Genomic DNA, 13,481 nt, shown 5'->3' with positions numbered 1-13,481 from the left:
CGGATCAGCCAGGAAATTTCAGCGCCTTGTCGGCACGGCATTTGGCGAGCGCAAGCTGGCGGAAGGAAAGGATTTTCGTGATGCGTTCCTTGCCATCCGTCTCGACGTTCATGCAGGCGCAGGCATAGCCGTAATTGCCGTTGCTCCTGACATAATCATTCTCGGAGATATCGGGGATCAGCTCCATGCCTTCGGGTTCGCCGTTCTCGTCACCCTGGTCATGATCGTCCAGGTGTTCTCGGCATCCTCGAGCCACCAGTTGGCGGGGGTCGGGTTCTCGATCCAGCCGCAATGGGTCTCGGCGGCCCGCGTATTGGTTGCGACCACAAGAGCTACGGTCATGACCGCGGCGGCTATCCGGTATTTCATGGCTTTCCTTGTTGCCTGATTTCAGTTGTTGATCGCGATGATCGCCCAATGGCTCGCCTCGCAGGCGCTGTCTTCGCAGACGGCGCCCATCCAGACTGCGCCGTTTGCGAGCATGACGCCGTCGCTGTTGACGAAGAGATCCTGATATTGCTGGCGCCCGACGGCGCTGCGCGTTTCCGGTGTCACCAGATCACCGAAATTGTCGATGAAATCCTCAGCGCTCTCAACGTCATAGCTCTCGCCATCGGCCTTGACCGTCAAAGGGTATTCGGCAAGGCCGGCGATGGTTTCGGCGTCGCCCGAGCGCATGGCCTGAACGAGTTGGCGCAGCGGCCGGTCAAATCCTGCGGCATCGCCGTGCAGTTCCTCGATGCGGTTATAGACGTCGCTGTCGGACTGGGCGAGAGTGTCTGAGCCGCCAAGGAAAATTCCTACGAGCAGGAAAACAGCTGCAGACAGACGTGACATCGAAGCCTCCGGGAAAATCGCGTAGCGCGGCATTATGCGATCGCTGAGCGGCGGTGCCTATCCAATTCTGGTGTTTCAGCGCGGTTTCCCGTACTAAAAAAATCTATCCGGGCTTCTTGACGGCCTGATCGGTTTGTCGCATAAACTTCAAGAACCGTACCGTACGGTACGTATATGGGAGCCATGACCGTGTCAGTCGATACCGCAGAGCCGAGCGAATTTTCGCCGCGCCAGAACGCCGTTCTGGAGCAGGCGCTGCGGTTGCTCGTCGATGGCGGCGAGAAGGCGCTGACGACGTCTGGTGTCGCACGTGCTGCCAATTGCTCGAAGGAAAGCCTCTACAAGTGGTTCGGCGATCGCGATGGGCTGCTGTCGGCGATGATTGCCTATCAGGCGAGCAAGGTGCGCACCTTCGAGCGCAATGGTGAGCGGCTAACGGCGGCGAGCCTGCACGATCATGTGGTGATTTTCGCGCGCGATCTGCTGGAGGTGCTTGCGGGCGACGTCTCGCTGGCGCTGAACCGGCTGGCGATCGGCCAGTCGAACCGCGACGGCTCGAAGCTCGGCAGGCTGCTGCTCGAGCGCGGCCGCCGCCAGATCGACCGCCGAGCCATGGCGCTGATCGATGCCGGAAAGAGGGCAGGGCTCCTGCGGTTTTCCGATGCCGATGAGGCCTATCACACGCTTTACGGCCTTGTCGTTTCCGACTTGCATGTGCGCATGCTGCTCGGTGAACCGGGCCTCAAGGATACCGCACGCCAGGCGGAGAGGGCGGTCACCGCCTTCCTCAGGCTCCATGGCACGGACAAGGTTCTGGCGGAGATGCCGGTTCTCGGCTGATTTCGCTTTAATGACAGTCAACAAGACAAGCAAAGGGAAGGAAATTCAAATGCGCGTCTATTACGATCGTGATGCCGATCTCAACCTCATCAAGGCCAAGAAGGTCGCCGTTATCGGATACGGTTCGCAGGGCCGTGCCCATGCGCTGAACCTCAAGGACAGCGGCGCCCAGAACCTCGTCATCGCGCTCAAGGCCGGCTCGCCGACCATCAAGAAGGCCGAAGCCGACGGCTTCAAGGTCATGACGGTTTCCGAAGCCGCCGGCTGGGCCGATCTGATGATGATGGCAACCCCCGACGAGCTGCAGGCCGACATCTACAAGGCGGAGATCGCGCCGAATATCCGCGACGGCGCTGCGATCGCCTTTGCTCACGGCCTCAACGTGCATTTCGGCCTGATCGAGCCGAAGGCTTCGGTCGACGTCGTCATGATCGCGCCGAAGGGCCCGGGCCATACGGTTCGCGGTGAATACCAGAAGGGCGGCGGCGTTCCCTGCCTCGTTGCCGTTCATCAGAATGCTTCCGGCAATGCGCTTGAACTGGCGCTCTCCTACGCCTGCGGCGTTGGCGGCGGCCGTTCGGGCATCATCGAAACCAACTTCCGCGAAGAGTGTGAAACCGACCTCTTCGGCGAGCAGGTCGTTCTGTGCGGCGGTCTCGTCGAGCTCATCCGCGCTGGTTTCGAAACGCTCACCGAAGCCGGTTACGCGCCTGAGATGGCCTACTTCGAGTGCCTGCACGAAGTGAAGCTGATCGTCGACCTGATCTATGAAGGTGGCATCGCCAACATGAACTACTCGATCTCGAACACGGCCGAGTGGGGCGAATACGTCTCCGGTCCGCGTATCATCACCGCCGAGACCAAGGCCGAGATGAAGCGCGTCCTCAACGACATCCAGACCGGCAAGTTCACTTCCGATTGGATGCAGGAATACCGCGCCGGCGGCTCGCGCTTCAAGGGCATCCGCCGCCTGAACGACAGCCACCAGATCGAGGAAGTCGGCGCCAAGCTGCGCGGCATGATGCCCTGGATCGGCAAGAACAAGCTGGTCGATAAGTCGGTCAACTAAGCGGTTTCAAGGGTGCGTCGCACGGGCCTTGGTTCGTGCGGCGCGCTTGTTTTTTTGTTTTGGGCATGTCGTCTCCCAAAAACCGCTACATTGTGCGCAGGTATCCGTCGGCGCGTCCACGACCTGATGGCCGTTCACATGTTGGCAAAGCCCTCGGCCTATCGATCGACGGCTCGTTGATTTTCGATCGATGCATCGACGTCGGTGGCGCCAGCCGCATTGGCCGCATCGCCGTGGGAGAGCGGGCTGGGATCACAAGGACCGGGCAACGATATTGGATTGTTGAGATCGAGGGCAAAGGCGGCTCGCCACCTGAGATCGTGGAACTTGCGATGCTCGTGCTCGATGATTTCAAGCCGACCGGGAATCATTTTACTGGCTTGTCACCGTTGCCCCGAATGCGAGTCTTGCCGGCCGCATCCGGACGGTTCTTCATGTGATCGATGAAGGCGCGCAGTTTCGGCGTCATTTGCCGATGGCTGGGATAATAGAGAAATACGCCCGGCGCCGTCGGCGCGAATGATGCCAGCACCTCGATGAGCTTTCCCGCCCTGATCTGTTCGACGGCGATCGGCTCCGGCACCTGGGCAAGGCCCATCCCCTCGATGGCTGCGCCGAGCATGGTCGGGAAGTCGTGAGTGATAAGCGGCCCGGCGACGGCGATCTCGATGGCGCGGCCCTTGTCGTCGAGCGACCACGGCGCGAGCGCGCCATTGGAGCGGCGTATTCTGAGGCATGCATGGTGACGCGGTCGTCCAGGCACGCTGGCAGATCCCGGTTGGAGAAATAGATCGGGCTCCCGACGATGATGAACCGAAACGGCGGCGTCAGCCGAACCGCGATCATGTCGGCATCGATGAACTGGCCCATTCGTATCCCTGCATCAAAGCCTTCGACGGCGAGATCGACCAGTTTCTCGCTGGCGGCGATCTCCACTTCAATCTCGGGATAGGCTTGGGAAAAGGACGCAATCAGCGGCTCGAGCAGGACCGGGACAACGGCGCGCGGCACCGAGAGGCGCAGCCGTCCGGCCGGTCGTCGTCCAAGCTCATGCGCGACGGCGCTTGCGGCGACGAGTTCTTCGAAGGCCGGTTTTGCACGCGAAAGGAAACGCTCGCCGGCTTCCGTCAGCCCGACGCTGCGCGTCGTTCGGATGAACAGGGCTGCGCCGATCCGCGCCTCCAGCGTGCGCACGGCCTGGCTGATCGCCGAGGGAGTGACGCCGAGTTCCGCCGCCGCCCGGCGAAAGCTGCGGTGCTGGGCAACGCTGAGGAACGCCTCCACCCCGTCGAGCGCGCCCTGCCTGACTGTGAAGTTCTGCTTCATGCCCCGTCCATATTATCCCGAATAGTCGCCCGGTGTAAGCGGCCGTATATTGCGCTGGAAACCAGCAGCCAGACAGGAGGCAAAATGTCCCCGGCCGCCATCTTCCAGCTTCACCTGCTGCTCGGCTACGTCGCCTGGCTGCTTTGCATCGGCGTCTATGTGTCCTGCCCCGGCTCAAGTCGATGGACCGCGCCGGGGCGCAACGGGCGGTCGCAACGCTCCATAGCTTCCGCTTCTTCGGCCTCGTCTTCATCCTTCCCGGCTTCGTCGGTCCCGATCTGCCGTCCGGCTTTGCCGTCACGGCCGCCTATGGCGACCTTGCTGCCGGGCTGCTGGCCATGCTGGCGCTGATCTCGTTCCGCATCCGCCCACTGTTCTGGCTGCTCGTCATTGCCTTCAATCTCGCGGGCGCCGGTGATCTCGTCATCGACTATTACCACGGCGCCCAGTCCGGTCTGCCTGTCTTGGCGGGGCAGCTAGGCGCAGCCTATGTGGTCGTGATCGTCTATGTACCGCTGCTGATGATCACCCATATGGTTGCGCTCTATTTGCTTGTGCGCCGGCAGCCCATGACCGCTCAAACCCTTCGCGGCGATCCTGTTGCCAACTGACCGGCCAGGACGGGGTGACATGCTTTCGAGAGGTAATTCCGCGCTTTGGGCGATATGAATCAAGCTGCTGCAGTTTAAGGCCGGGGTGAAAGCTTCGGCCTTTATCGTTCTGCGCTCACCGTCAGCCAGCGGGTCGGCTTGCCGTCATAGCCGCGGCCGTCGCTTTCCTCGATGGCGATGTTGTACCAGCCGGCTTTTTTCAGCAATTCCGACAGCCATTCGGCGGACGGATAGTTGTAATAACGCCCGAAGCCGTCATGGCCTTCCGCTTCTCCCGCCTTGAAGCTTGCGTGGAGGAAGCCGCCGATTTTCAGGGTGCGGCGGATGCGGGCGAAGACATCGGGCAACTCAGACCTCGGAACATGAAGCAGGCTTGCATGCGCCCAGACGCCGTCAAAGGCGTTTTCGGCGTCGAGCTCTTGAAACAGCATGATCCTGACCGGCCGGCCGATCCGCACTTCCGCCTGTCTTGCAAGCTCGGCCGAACCATCGGTCGGTGTCACGTCGAACCCCTGCGAGAGCATATAGGCGCTGTCCTGCCCGCCGCCGCAGCCGAGTTCGAGAATCTCAGCCCCAGGCGCGAGCCTTGCGAGGAAGGCATCGAGCTGCTGCCTAGGCAGGCTGCGTGCCCGGTCGGCGTATGTCTCGGCGTTTTCCTCGTAAAAGGCGGAGGTCGTGTCACGAGGCATGCGGGTCGGCCGTTCGGGGGCGTCGGTTGGATTGAAGGTGTCTCTCGGGAAGCCGGTCGGCGCCGATAATGTCGATGACCAGGATGCCTTCCGGTATCTCGCGGTAGAAGGCGACATGGCGCATGTGGAGGAGGCGGCGAAGGCCGGCGCCGAGTTCGTCGCACTCGTCTCCCATGGAGGGCACGCGCGAAAGAAGCACGAAAATTCTGTCCCAATCGAGAAGATAGGCATCCGCCTGCGCCTCGCCGAAATGCAGGCTGGCATATTCGTCGATGCCCGACAACACGGCGTCTGCGGTTCGGGTCAGCCTATAGGTGGTCACGCAGCTTCGCCTTCGTTTCCAGCAGAATATCGGCAACGCGCCGGTCGCTAATGCCGCTTTCCTCAGCCAGCCTCAGAATCTCGCGCAGTTCTTCGTCATCGAGCTTGCGGTGGTTTTGATCCTTCAGGACGAGTTCCGCCAGATATGCGCCGGCACTGCTGTATCTGCCGCTTGCAACACGGCGTGCGACGTAGTCCGCCAGATTATCCGGAAGGGAGATCGTCATTTTCGCCATTGAATTCAGTGCCGTCCGTCCATGCCGGTGTCGGCGTCCCCGATGCCAGATTACCATTTCCCACTTTATCATAGAAGCGTTGAGCGCCGCCGTCGAACACTTGGGTCACACCAAGGTCAGTCTTTTTTATCGATGGAGACGACCCGCTCGAAATCCTTGAAATGGGCGTCGCAGGTCAGAATATCTGCATCATGGTGCTCGGCCGTCGCGTAAATGATCGCATCAGCGGTGGCAAGTTTGAGGGCTGCCGATATCTCCGCGGCACGGTGGGCAAGCGTCGTGTCGAGGGGCACCAACATGCATCTCGCGGTATAGGCGATGAAGCTGTCGATGGCGGGCGACGGACAGCGGCGCCCACCCTGTCGGTGTTGACGCCGCCGTTCGCGTGGAACGTCCGAAGTTCAGGTCGGGATCAGGCGCGTCCAGCCGTGCGCATCGTTCGTTACGCCCTTTTGCAGGCTGACGAGTTGTTGGCGCAGTTCGCTGGTCAACTTGCCGGTCTGTCCGTCTCCGACCAGAAACTCGCCGCCGGCATGTCGAACCAGGCCGATGCCCGCCAGGACGGCGGCAGTGCCGCAAGCGAACGCTTCGACGAGCCTGCCACTGGCAGCGTCGTCTTGCCATTCCGCGAACGAGTAGGGGCGCTGCTCGACGCGCAAGCCCTTTTCTTCGGCGAGCACGATCACGGAAGCCCGGGTGATGCCCGGCAGGATCGTGCCGCCAAGGGGCGGGGTCACCACTGATCCATCGTTCATCACGAAGAAGACGTTCATGCCGCCGAGTTCTTCGACCCAGCGATGCTCTGCGGCGTCCAGGAAGACCACCTGATCGCAACCCTTTTTGGTCGCCTCGGCTTGCGCCACGAGGCTGGCTGCGTAGTTTCCGCCGCATTTTGCAGCGCCGGTGCCGCCGGCGGCTGCACGTGTGTATTCGGTCTCGACCCATAGGGAAACCGCCTTTGCGCCGCCCTTGAAGTAGGCGCCGACCGGAGAGGCGATGATGCAGAAGACATATTCCTGAGCCGGACGAACGCCGAGAAACGCCTCGTTGGCGAACATGAAGGGGCGAAGGTACAGGCTGGCGTCGCCGGACGGAATCCAGGCCTTGTCAACGCGGACCAGCTCTTCGACCGCCTTCAGGAAGAGTTCTTCGGGCACAGGAGGCATCGCCATGCGGGTCGCCGACTGCGCGAAGCGGCGTGCGTTCTCTTCAGGCCGAAAGAGCAGAATCCGGCCATCATCCGCCTTGTAGGCTTTCATGCCCTCGAAGATTTCCTGAGCATAGTGCAGCACGGCGCTCGCAGGATCGAGCTCCAGGGGCCGTCTCGGCGCAACCTTTGCGTCGTGCCAGCCATCTTCGGCAGTCCATCGTGCCAGGACCATATGATCCGTGAAGAGCTTGCCGAAACCGGGAGTCTCGAGTGCCTGGATGCGATCGGCGTCCGAGACGGGAGACTTGTGGAGTTCGATTTTGATTTCAGGGGAGGCTGACGTTACGGTCATTTCTGGCACCTTGATAGTAAATTGAATAGTGGCGACACTACCGCCGCCGAGTAGGTCTTGAAAGGGTCTGAATCAGCCAGTTTCGACTTTGATCAGAGGAATAACCGTTTGATGTGGCTGACGTCGAGCAGCAAATTCGCAACCGATGCCTTCGACGTCGGATGGCGGCTACATCAAGTGAAATCCCGAACATCAAAGGCTTTTAAATATAAGATTCCAACATGTCACCATGACAAGAAAATAGGTCAGTATTGTTGACATAAATTCCCCGGCATGGTCTGCTGCAGGGAATAGAAAATACGAGGAAACCCCATGCTGAACTGGGACACCATGTTTGCGTCGCGCTCGTCGCGCATGCGCGCATCCGAGATCCGCGAGCTCCTGAAGCTTCTCGACCGGCCCGATATCATTTCCTTTGCTGGCGGCATTCCGGATCCGGCGCTGTTTCCCGATCAGGAATTTAAGCAGGCCTATGCCGACATCTTCGATGGCGCTGCCGTCAATTCGGCGCTGCAATATTCGGTCAGCGAGGGTTACAAGCCGCTGCGCGAATGGCTGGTCCGGCAGATGGCCGATCTCGGCATTCCCTGCGAACTCGACAATGTCTTCATCGTCTCCGGCTCGCAGCAGGGCCTCGATTATCTCGGCAAGTTGTTCCTGTCGCCGAACGATACCGCGCTGGTGACATGGCCGACCTATCTTGGCGCGCTGCAGGCCTTCAACGCCTATGAGCCGGCCTACGACCAGCTAACGCCGAACGGCAACCGAACGCCGGACTCCTACCGCGCGGCCGCAGCGGCAGCCGGCGGGAAGGTGAAGTTCGCCTATCTCTCCGCCGACTTCTCCAACCCGACCGGCGAAACGGTCGATCTCGATGGCCGCCGGAAGGTTTTGGCGCTGGCCGAAGAACTTGAGATCGCCGTCATCGAAGACGCCGCCTATCAGTCGTTGCGTTACGACGGCGACCCGATCCCGCCGATCCTGGCGCTGGAGATCGCCGAGAAGGGGCATATCAACGATACGCGCACGATCTATTGCGGCAGCTTCTCGAAGACGCTGGCGCCCGGCCTTCGCGTCGGCTTCGTCGTCGCAAATGCCCCCGTCATCCGCAAGCTGGTGCTGATGAAGCAGGCGGCCGACCTGCATTCTTCGACGATCAACCAGATGGCAATTGCCGATGTCGCCGAGCGCGGCTTCGATGCCCAGGTCGCCAAGATCAAGGCCACCTACAGCCGTCGCCGCGACTGCATGCTGGCGGCGCTCGAGAAATATATGCCCAAGGGCACCAGCTGGACGAAGCCGGAAGGCGGCATGTTCATCTGGATCACACTGCAGGAAGGCATGGACGGCGCCAAGCTGTTGGCGAAATCGCTCGAAACCGCCAAGGTCGCCTTCGTGCCCGGCAAGGCCTTCTTCGCCGATGGTTCGGGCGCCAACACCTTCCGCGTCAGCTTCTCGTGCGCCAACGAGCAGATGATCGAGGACGGCATCGGTCGCCTGGGCGCGCTGATTGCGGCCGAGATCGGCGGCTGATCGCTGCAGGTTGCGGCGAGGGTGGGCGTGGCGTGCGCGCGAGCTGGGGAGAAGATGCCGGCAGGCAGATGAGGGGGTGAGCGGCGAACGCCGCGAATGCGCCGAGCGCAAGCGAAGGCAAGCAAAGGCCCGCCGTGTGGCCCCCTCATCCGACCCTTCGGGCCCCCTTCTCCCCGGTGGGGAGAAGGGGGAGCAGCCAGCCAGCGCCAATCAGAAGATCGTCGTCCAGCCTTCGTTCGCCGTTTCGCTCTTGCCGTAGCCGACGCGGTCGACCACGGCGCCGTCATGATCGCCTATCGCTGAAGATGCGGGCCGAAAAGCTCGAGATCGGCTTCACCGAGCCTGTCGCTGACCGTGTTCAGCTGATGCCAATAGGGATAGATCACCGGCGGCAGGCTGACGGCGTCGAGGCGCTTGCGCTCCTCGCCCGTGAGCGTCAGTTCGGCGGCGGCGATGTTGTCGCGGAACTGGGCGTCGGTGCGGCCGCCGATGATGACCGAGGTCACTGCCTTGCGGCCGATCAGCCATGCGAGCGCCACCTGGGCGGCTGAGACGCCACGTTCCTCGCCGATCGCGACCAGCGTCTCGACAATATTCCAGAGGCGGTTTTCGTCGCGGATCGGCGGTTCGGTCCAGCCGGCGAACTGGCGCGTGCCTTCGGGAGCAGCCTGGTTGCGGCGATGCTTGCCGGAAAGCAGGCCGCCGGCAAGCGGGCTCCAGACCAGCACGCCGAGGCCCTGGTCGATTGCGATCGGCAGCAACTCGTATTCGGCGTCGCGGGCTTCCAGCGTATAATGGATCTGCTGGCTGACGAAGCGCTGGTAGCGGTGCTCGTTGGCAATGCCAAGCGCCTTCATGATGTGCCAGCCGGAATAGTTCGAGCAGCCGACGTAACGCACCTTGCCCTGCTTGATCAGGGTGTCGAGGGCTTCCATCGTCTCTTCGAGCGGCGTCTGGCCGTCCCATTCATGCACCTGGTAGAGGTCGATGACATCGGTCTTCAGGCGTTTGAGGCTCGCTTCGCATTCCCTGATCAGGTGGTAGCGCGACAGGCCCTGATCGTTCGGGCCGTCACCCATGCCGAAACGGGCCTTGGTGGCCAGCAGCACGCCTTGCGGCCGTTTGCCGGAGAGCACATCGCCGATGATGTTTTCGCATTCACCATTGGAATAAGCATTGGCGGTGTCGATCAGGTTGATGCCGGCATCGATGCACATATCGATCATCTTGCGCGCCTCCGAGACGCCGAGGTCACCGACGGTCTTCGCCCATCCGACGCCGCCGAAGGTCATTGTGCCCATGGTCAATGTGGAGATCTTCAGGCCGGAACGGCCGAGCGAACGATATTCCATTGAAACTCCTCCTTCATCGAAAAATGATTGACGTACCGCAAAGCGGCTCGATGGCAATGGCCGGGCGTTCACGCCTGCGTGAAGCGCTCGCGTTAGCTTACGCTTTCAATTAATTCCAAGCGAGGATCATCAAACGGTCTCTTCGCCAATCTCGACCAGCATCTGAAACAGGAGATGGAGGAGACTTTTCGCGAGTTTCACCAGCGCTCCGGCGCGACAATGATCTACGTCACCCACGACCAGAGCGAGGCGATGGCGCTGGCAACCGACGTCGCCGTGATGTCCGAAGGCCGCCTGCTGCAGGTGGCGCCGCCGGCCGAGATCTACGCACGGCCGGAGGGGCATGTTGTCGGAGGGCTGATCGGGCGAGGGGCCGTCCTTACGCTGCCGGTCATGGGAAGCGAACGCCATCTGGAGTGGGACGAGCTGCAGGATGCACTGCAGGCGGCCAATACCGATGGCGCCGATATCCTGGTGCGGCCGGAGGATGTGATCATCGGCGGCGAGGGGGCTCCGGCAGTTGTCGAAACCGTGCTGTTCGAAGGCGAGCGCTATGCCGTCAAACTCACGCTCGGCAACGGCCAGACGCTGCGCGCTTTCAGCCGCGTGGCTCTCTTGCCCGGTGAAGCGGTGCGCGTCGTCATCCGCGCCGGGTGGCGGCTTGATGGAGGAAGTCTCGACTTTTACGGTGAGCCAGTTGAAGATCGGCAATATAAGATTGAAAATCGCGGTTATCTTCTTACGAATCGCCAAAAAATTGAATATCTCTTCCGAATTCGATCTAGCCATCCATGATGTAAAGCAAACGGCTAAGTTATTACGAACGCAATGGACTAAGCAAAACCCCCGCGATAATCAGTTTATTGAGGGACCATACTCGCATTCCAGTTCAAGTAAGGCGTATTCGATCCGTTTTCGTGCTTTCGGCGGTTCTTTTGAGTGCCGCGAGCGTGCTTCAGGGATGCCCATCTTTACAGCCGCAGAAACGGGATGGCGAATGGAAAACCCGAACGTTTAAGCCAAGTGAATTACATGGCAGTTCGAGCAACGGGAGCTCATCGAGCAGTTCCAATAGCGCGCCGAGCCAACCTCACGACTCCGCCACCTCAAGCCCGCCCAGCCATATCTAGGCGCAGAGGGCATTTGTCCGCAACTTTCTTGGCCGCGCCACCTTTTCCTGCGGCGATTGCCGGTTAAGGTACTGCTCGCAACCGGACTCCTGCCATGTCGCTTCGCCTCGCCACCTTCAATGTCGAAAATCTCCTGACCCGTTTCGATTTCACCGGCTTTCGCAACCAGCTACGCCAGGACCGCGTCATCAAGCTTTTCGAGGTGTCGAGCGAGGGTGTCTATCAGCAGCTTGAGCAGGCGCGGGTGATCGCCGCCACCGACGACACCAGGCAGATGACGGCGTTGGCGATCGCCGATGCGGATGCCGATATCCTCTGCCTGCAGGAAATCGATAATATGGCCGCCCTTCAAGCCTTCGAATATGGTTATCTCTTCCGCATGGTCGGAAACGGCTACCGGCAGAAATATCTGGTGGAGGGTAATGACAGCCGCGGCATCGATGTCGCCGTGCTGATGCGCGAGGAAACGCGCGACGGCCAGAAGATCGAGCTCAGGGGTATAAGAAGCCATGCGATGACGACCTATCGCGATCTCGATCTCTTCGACGAGGAGCTGGCGCTTACCAACCGCGTCGACGACAAAATCTTCAAACGCGACTGCCTGGAACTCGATCTTCTGATCGGTGGTCGGCCGTTCTCGCTCTATGTCGTGCATTTCAAGTCGATGGGCAATCCGCGCGACGGGCTGGACGGGCGGCAATCGACGATGCCGATCCGCCGCGCCGAGGCGCGCGCTGTGCGGCGCATCATCGAGGATCGCTTCGGTGCGGATCAAGCCGGCGCGAGGAGCTTCGCCATCTGCGGCGACATGAACGATTATCAGGAGCGCGTCGATGTCATCGGCCGCCGCGGGGCCGGCTATCGTTTCGAGCACCACGATGAGGCCGAGAGCGCACTCGACGTTTTCAGCCATGACGGCTTTGCCGAAAACGTCGTGCGCCGCCGCGAGCCCCTCGACCGTTGGACGCTCTATCACGCGCGCGGGCCGCAGGAGCAGTGGCTCTGCCAGCTCGATTATCTCTGGCTTTCACCTGATCTCGCCGCCCACAATGCCGGCCGCCTGCCGGAAATTGTCCGCAGCGGCCAACCCTACCGCACCATCTTCCCGCCGGGGCAGGAGGTGGAACGTTACCCGCGCACCGGCTGGGACAGGCCGAAAGCGTCCGATCATTGCCCCGTTGTCATGACACTGGATCTCCCCTGAAAGCGAACATGAAAACGAATTTGAACATGAAATTTCCGACGAGCGACCTTTCCGATGATTTCGCCGGCTGGCCGCCGGAGGCGACGGTTTTCCCGATCGCCGGCGTTAATCTGCGCGTCCTGCCCGGCAGCCATCCCTTCGTCCTCGCCGAGGAGGCAGCGATCCGCGAAAACTGGGCCAAGGAAACGGCCGCCAACCCGGCGCTGTTCGATGGGCGCTTGGTGTTCCAGCAGCGGCTGTCGTTCAGTGAAGACGGGATTGCGGGCGAGGGCTACGTTACTCCCTTTTCCGCTTTCATGTGGTGGCGCCGGCAGCCGCAGCGTCAGGGCGGCCTGCATATCTTTGCCTATCCGGTGCTCGAAAGCGCCGACGGCGCGCTGGTGGCGATCCGCATGGGCGCCCACACCGCCAATCCCGGCCAGGTCTATTTCGCCGCCGGCTCGCTGGAACAGGAGGACATCGTCGACGGGCGTTGCGACATCGAGGCCAATATGCGCCGCGAAGTCCACGAAGAGACAGGCCTGGACCTCGCCGACGCGGCGGCCGGGCCGGGGCTCTACGCCAGCTATTCCAGACGCACGGTAACGCTCATGCGGCTCTTCCGCTTCGACATGACGGCGGACGAGATGGTGAAGCGGATCGAAGCCCACATGCTGGTCGCCGAGGACAAGGAGATCGCCGGTGCGGTGGCCATCCGCTCGGCGGACCCCTCGGCGCATCCTTATAACATCTCGATGCTACCGGTGATTAGCTGGTATTTCGGCAAGGCGGGCGCATAAGAGGCGGGAGGCCGACCTCGTCCTTCGAGGCCACTGCGGGGCACCTCAGATG

General features: G+C 61.4%; 12 protein-coding genes and 5 pseudogenes. 8 read left to right on the top strand and 9 right to left on the bottom strand.

The genetic code is table 11. From position 1 onward, the window contains the following. Positions 1-4: 4 nt before the first annotated feature. Positions 5-369, bottom strand: a pseudogene (locus J3O30_RS14795) (DUF4087 domain-containing protein). A 21-nt stretch (positions 370-390) separates the two neighbouring features. Continuing rightward, positions 391-837, bottom strand: a complete 447-nt coding sequence (locus tag J3O30_RS14790; protein WP_246762674.1) for a hypothetical protein — start codon at positions 835-837, stop codon at positions 391-393. Positions 838-1,011: 174 nt separating this feature from the next. Between J3O30_RS14790 and J3O30_RS14785 the strand changes: the two genes are divergently transcribed. The 3 genes from J3O30_RS14785 to J3O30_RS14775 all read left to right on the top strand — a co-directional run bounded on the left by J3O30_RS14785 (position 1,012) and on the right by J3O30_RS14775 (position 3,186). Further along, positions 1,012-1,677 carry a TetR/AcrR family transcriptional regulator gene (locus tag J3O30_RS14785; protein WP_207581040.1) on the top strand — a complete coding sequence of 222 codons (666 nt, stop codon included), beginning with the start codon at positions 1,012-1,014 and terminating at the stop codon, positions 1,675-1,677. Positions 1,678-1,726: 49 nt separating this feature from the next. Beyond that, positions 1,727-2,746 carry a ketol-acid reductoisomerase gene (gene ilvC / locus J3O30_RS14780; RefSeq protein ID WP_207581039.1) on the top strand — a complete coding sequence of 340 codons (1,020 nt, stop codon included), beginning with the start codon at positions 1,727-1,729 and terminating at the stop codon, positions 2,744-2,746. A gap of 65 nt (positions 2,747-2,811) precedes the next feature. Next, the gene (locus J3O30_RS14775) at positions 2,812-3,186 is read left to right on the top strand and encodes a hypothetical protein (RefSeq protein ID WP_207584406.1); all 375 of its coding nucleotides are present in this window, start codon (positions 2,812-2,814) and stop codon (positions 3,184-3,186) included. Here J3O30_RS14775 and J3O30_RS14770 read toward each other — a convergent pair. Continuing rightward, positions 3,114-4,072: pseudogene (locus J3O30_RS14770) on the bottom strand (LysR substrate-binding domain-containing protein). The gene J3O30_RS14775 and the pseudogene J3O30_RS14770 overlap by 73 nt on opposite strands. A gap of 84 nt (positions 4,073-4,156) precedes the next feature. On the opposite strand from J3O30_RS14770, the pseudogene J3O30_RS14765 reads away from it, so the two are divergent. Further along, positions 4,157-4,683, top strand: a pseudogene (locus J3O30_RS14765) (hypothetical protein). Between the two features lie 101 nt (positions 4,684-4,784). Here the strand turns inward: J3O30_RS14765 and J3O30_RS14760 are convergent. The 5 genes and pseudogenes from J3O30_RS14760 to J3O30_RS14740 form a co-directional block, all read right to left on the bottom strand. Then, positions 4,785-5,372, bottom strand: a complete 588-nt coding sequence (locus tag J3O30_RS14760) for a class I SAM-dependent methyltransferase (protein WP_207581038.1) — start codon at positions 5,370-5,372, stop codon at positions 4,785-4,787. After that, positions 5,362-5,694 (bottom strand): type II toxin-antitoxin system RelE/ParE family toxin, encoded by a 333-nt coding sequence (locus J3O30_RS14755; RefSeq protein WP_207581037.1) that lies wholly within the window; start codon positions 5,692-5,694, stop codon positions 5,362-5,364. Before J3O30_RS14755 ends, J3O30_RS14760 begins: the two co-directional genes overlap by 11 nt. Beyond that, positions 5,681-5,929: a type II toxin-antitoxin system ParD family antitoxin gene (locus tag J3O30_RS14750; protein WP_207581036.1), complete on the bottom strand. Its 249-nt coding sequence runs from the start codon at positions 5,927-5,929 to the stop codon at positions 5,681-5,683. Before J3O30_RS14750 ends, J3O30_RS14755 begins: the two co-directional genes overlap by 14 nt. A 116-nt stretch (positions 5,930-6,045) precedes the next feature. Beyond that, positions 6,046-6,264: pseudogene (locus J3O30_RS14745) on the bottom strand (PIN domain-containing protein); the annotation flags it as partial. Between the two features lie 66 nt (positions 6,265-6,330). Further along, complete coding sequence (locus tag J3O30_RS14740) at positions 6,331-7,431, bottom strand: branched-chain amino acid aminotransferase (protein WP_207581034.1); 1,101 nt, start codon at positions 7,429-7,431, stop codon at positions 6,331-6,333. A gap of 312 nt (positions 7,432-7,743) precedes the next feature. On the opposite strand from J3O30_RS14740, the gene J3O30_RS14735 reads away from it, so the two are divergent. Further along, complete coding sequence (locus J3O30_RS14735) at positions 7,744-8,964, top strand: PLP-dependent aminotransferase family protein (protein ID WP_207581033.1); 1,221 nt, start codon at positions 7,744-7,746, stop codon at positions 8,962-8,964. Between the two features lie 293 nt (positions 8,965-9,257). On the opposite strand, the gene J3O30_RS14730 is transcribed toward J3O30_RS14735, so the two are convergent. Further along, on the bottom strand, positions 9,258-10,316 hold the full coding sequence (locus tag J3O30_RS14730) for an aldo/keto reductase (RefSeq protein ID WP_207581032.1): 1,059 nt from the start codon (positions 10,314-10,316) through the stop codon (positions 9,258-9,260). Between the two features lie 144 nt (positions 10,317-10,460). Between J3O30_RS14730 and J3O30_RS14725 the strand changes: the two are divergent. The 3 genes and pseudogenes from J3O30_RS14725 to J3O30_RS14715 form a co-directional block, all read left to right on the top strand. Next, a pseudogene (locus J3O30_RS14725) lies at positions 10,461-10,979 on the top strand (TOBE domain-containing protein); the annotation flags it as partial. A gap of 561 nt (positions 10,980-11,540) precedes the next feature. After that, on the top strand, positions 11,541-12,650 hold the full coding sequence (locus J3O30_RS14720) for an endonuclease/exonuclease/phosphatase family protein (RefSeq protein WP_207581031.1): 1,110 nt from the start codon (positions 11,541-11,543) through the stop codon (positions 12,648-12,650). An 8-nt stretch (positions 12,651-12,658) separates the two neighbouring features. Beyond that, positions 12,659-13,429 carry an NUDIX hydrolase gene (locus J3O30_RS14715; protein WP_207581030.1) on the top strand — a complete coding sequence of 257 codons (771 nt, stop codon included), beginning with the start codon at positions 12,659-12,661 and terminating at the stop codon, positions 13,427-13,429. Positions 13,430-13,481 lie beyond the last annotated feature (52 nt).

The organism is Rhizobium sp. NZLR1 (assembly GCF_017357385.1).
Classification (GTDB): domain Bacteria; phylum Pseudomonadota; class Alphaproteobacteria; order Rhizobiales; family Rhizobiaceae; genus Rhizobium.
This window is presented reverse-complemented; position numbering and strand designations above follow the sequence as displayed.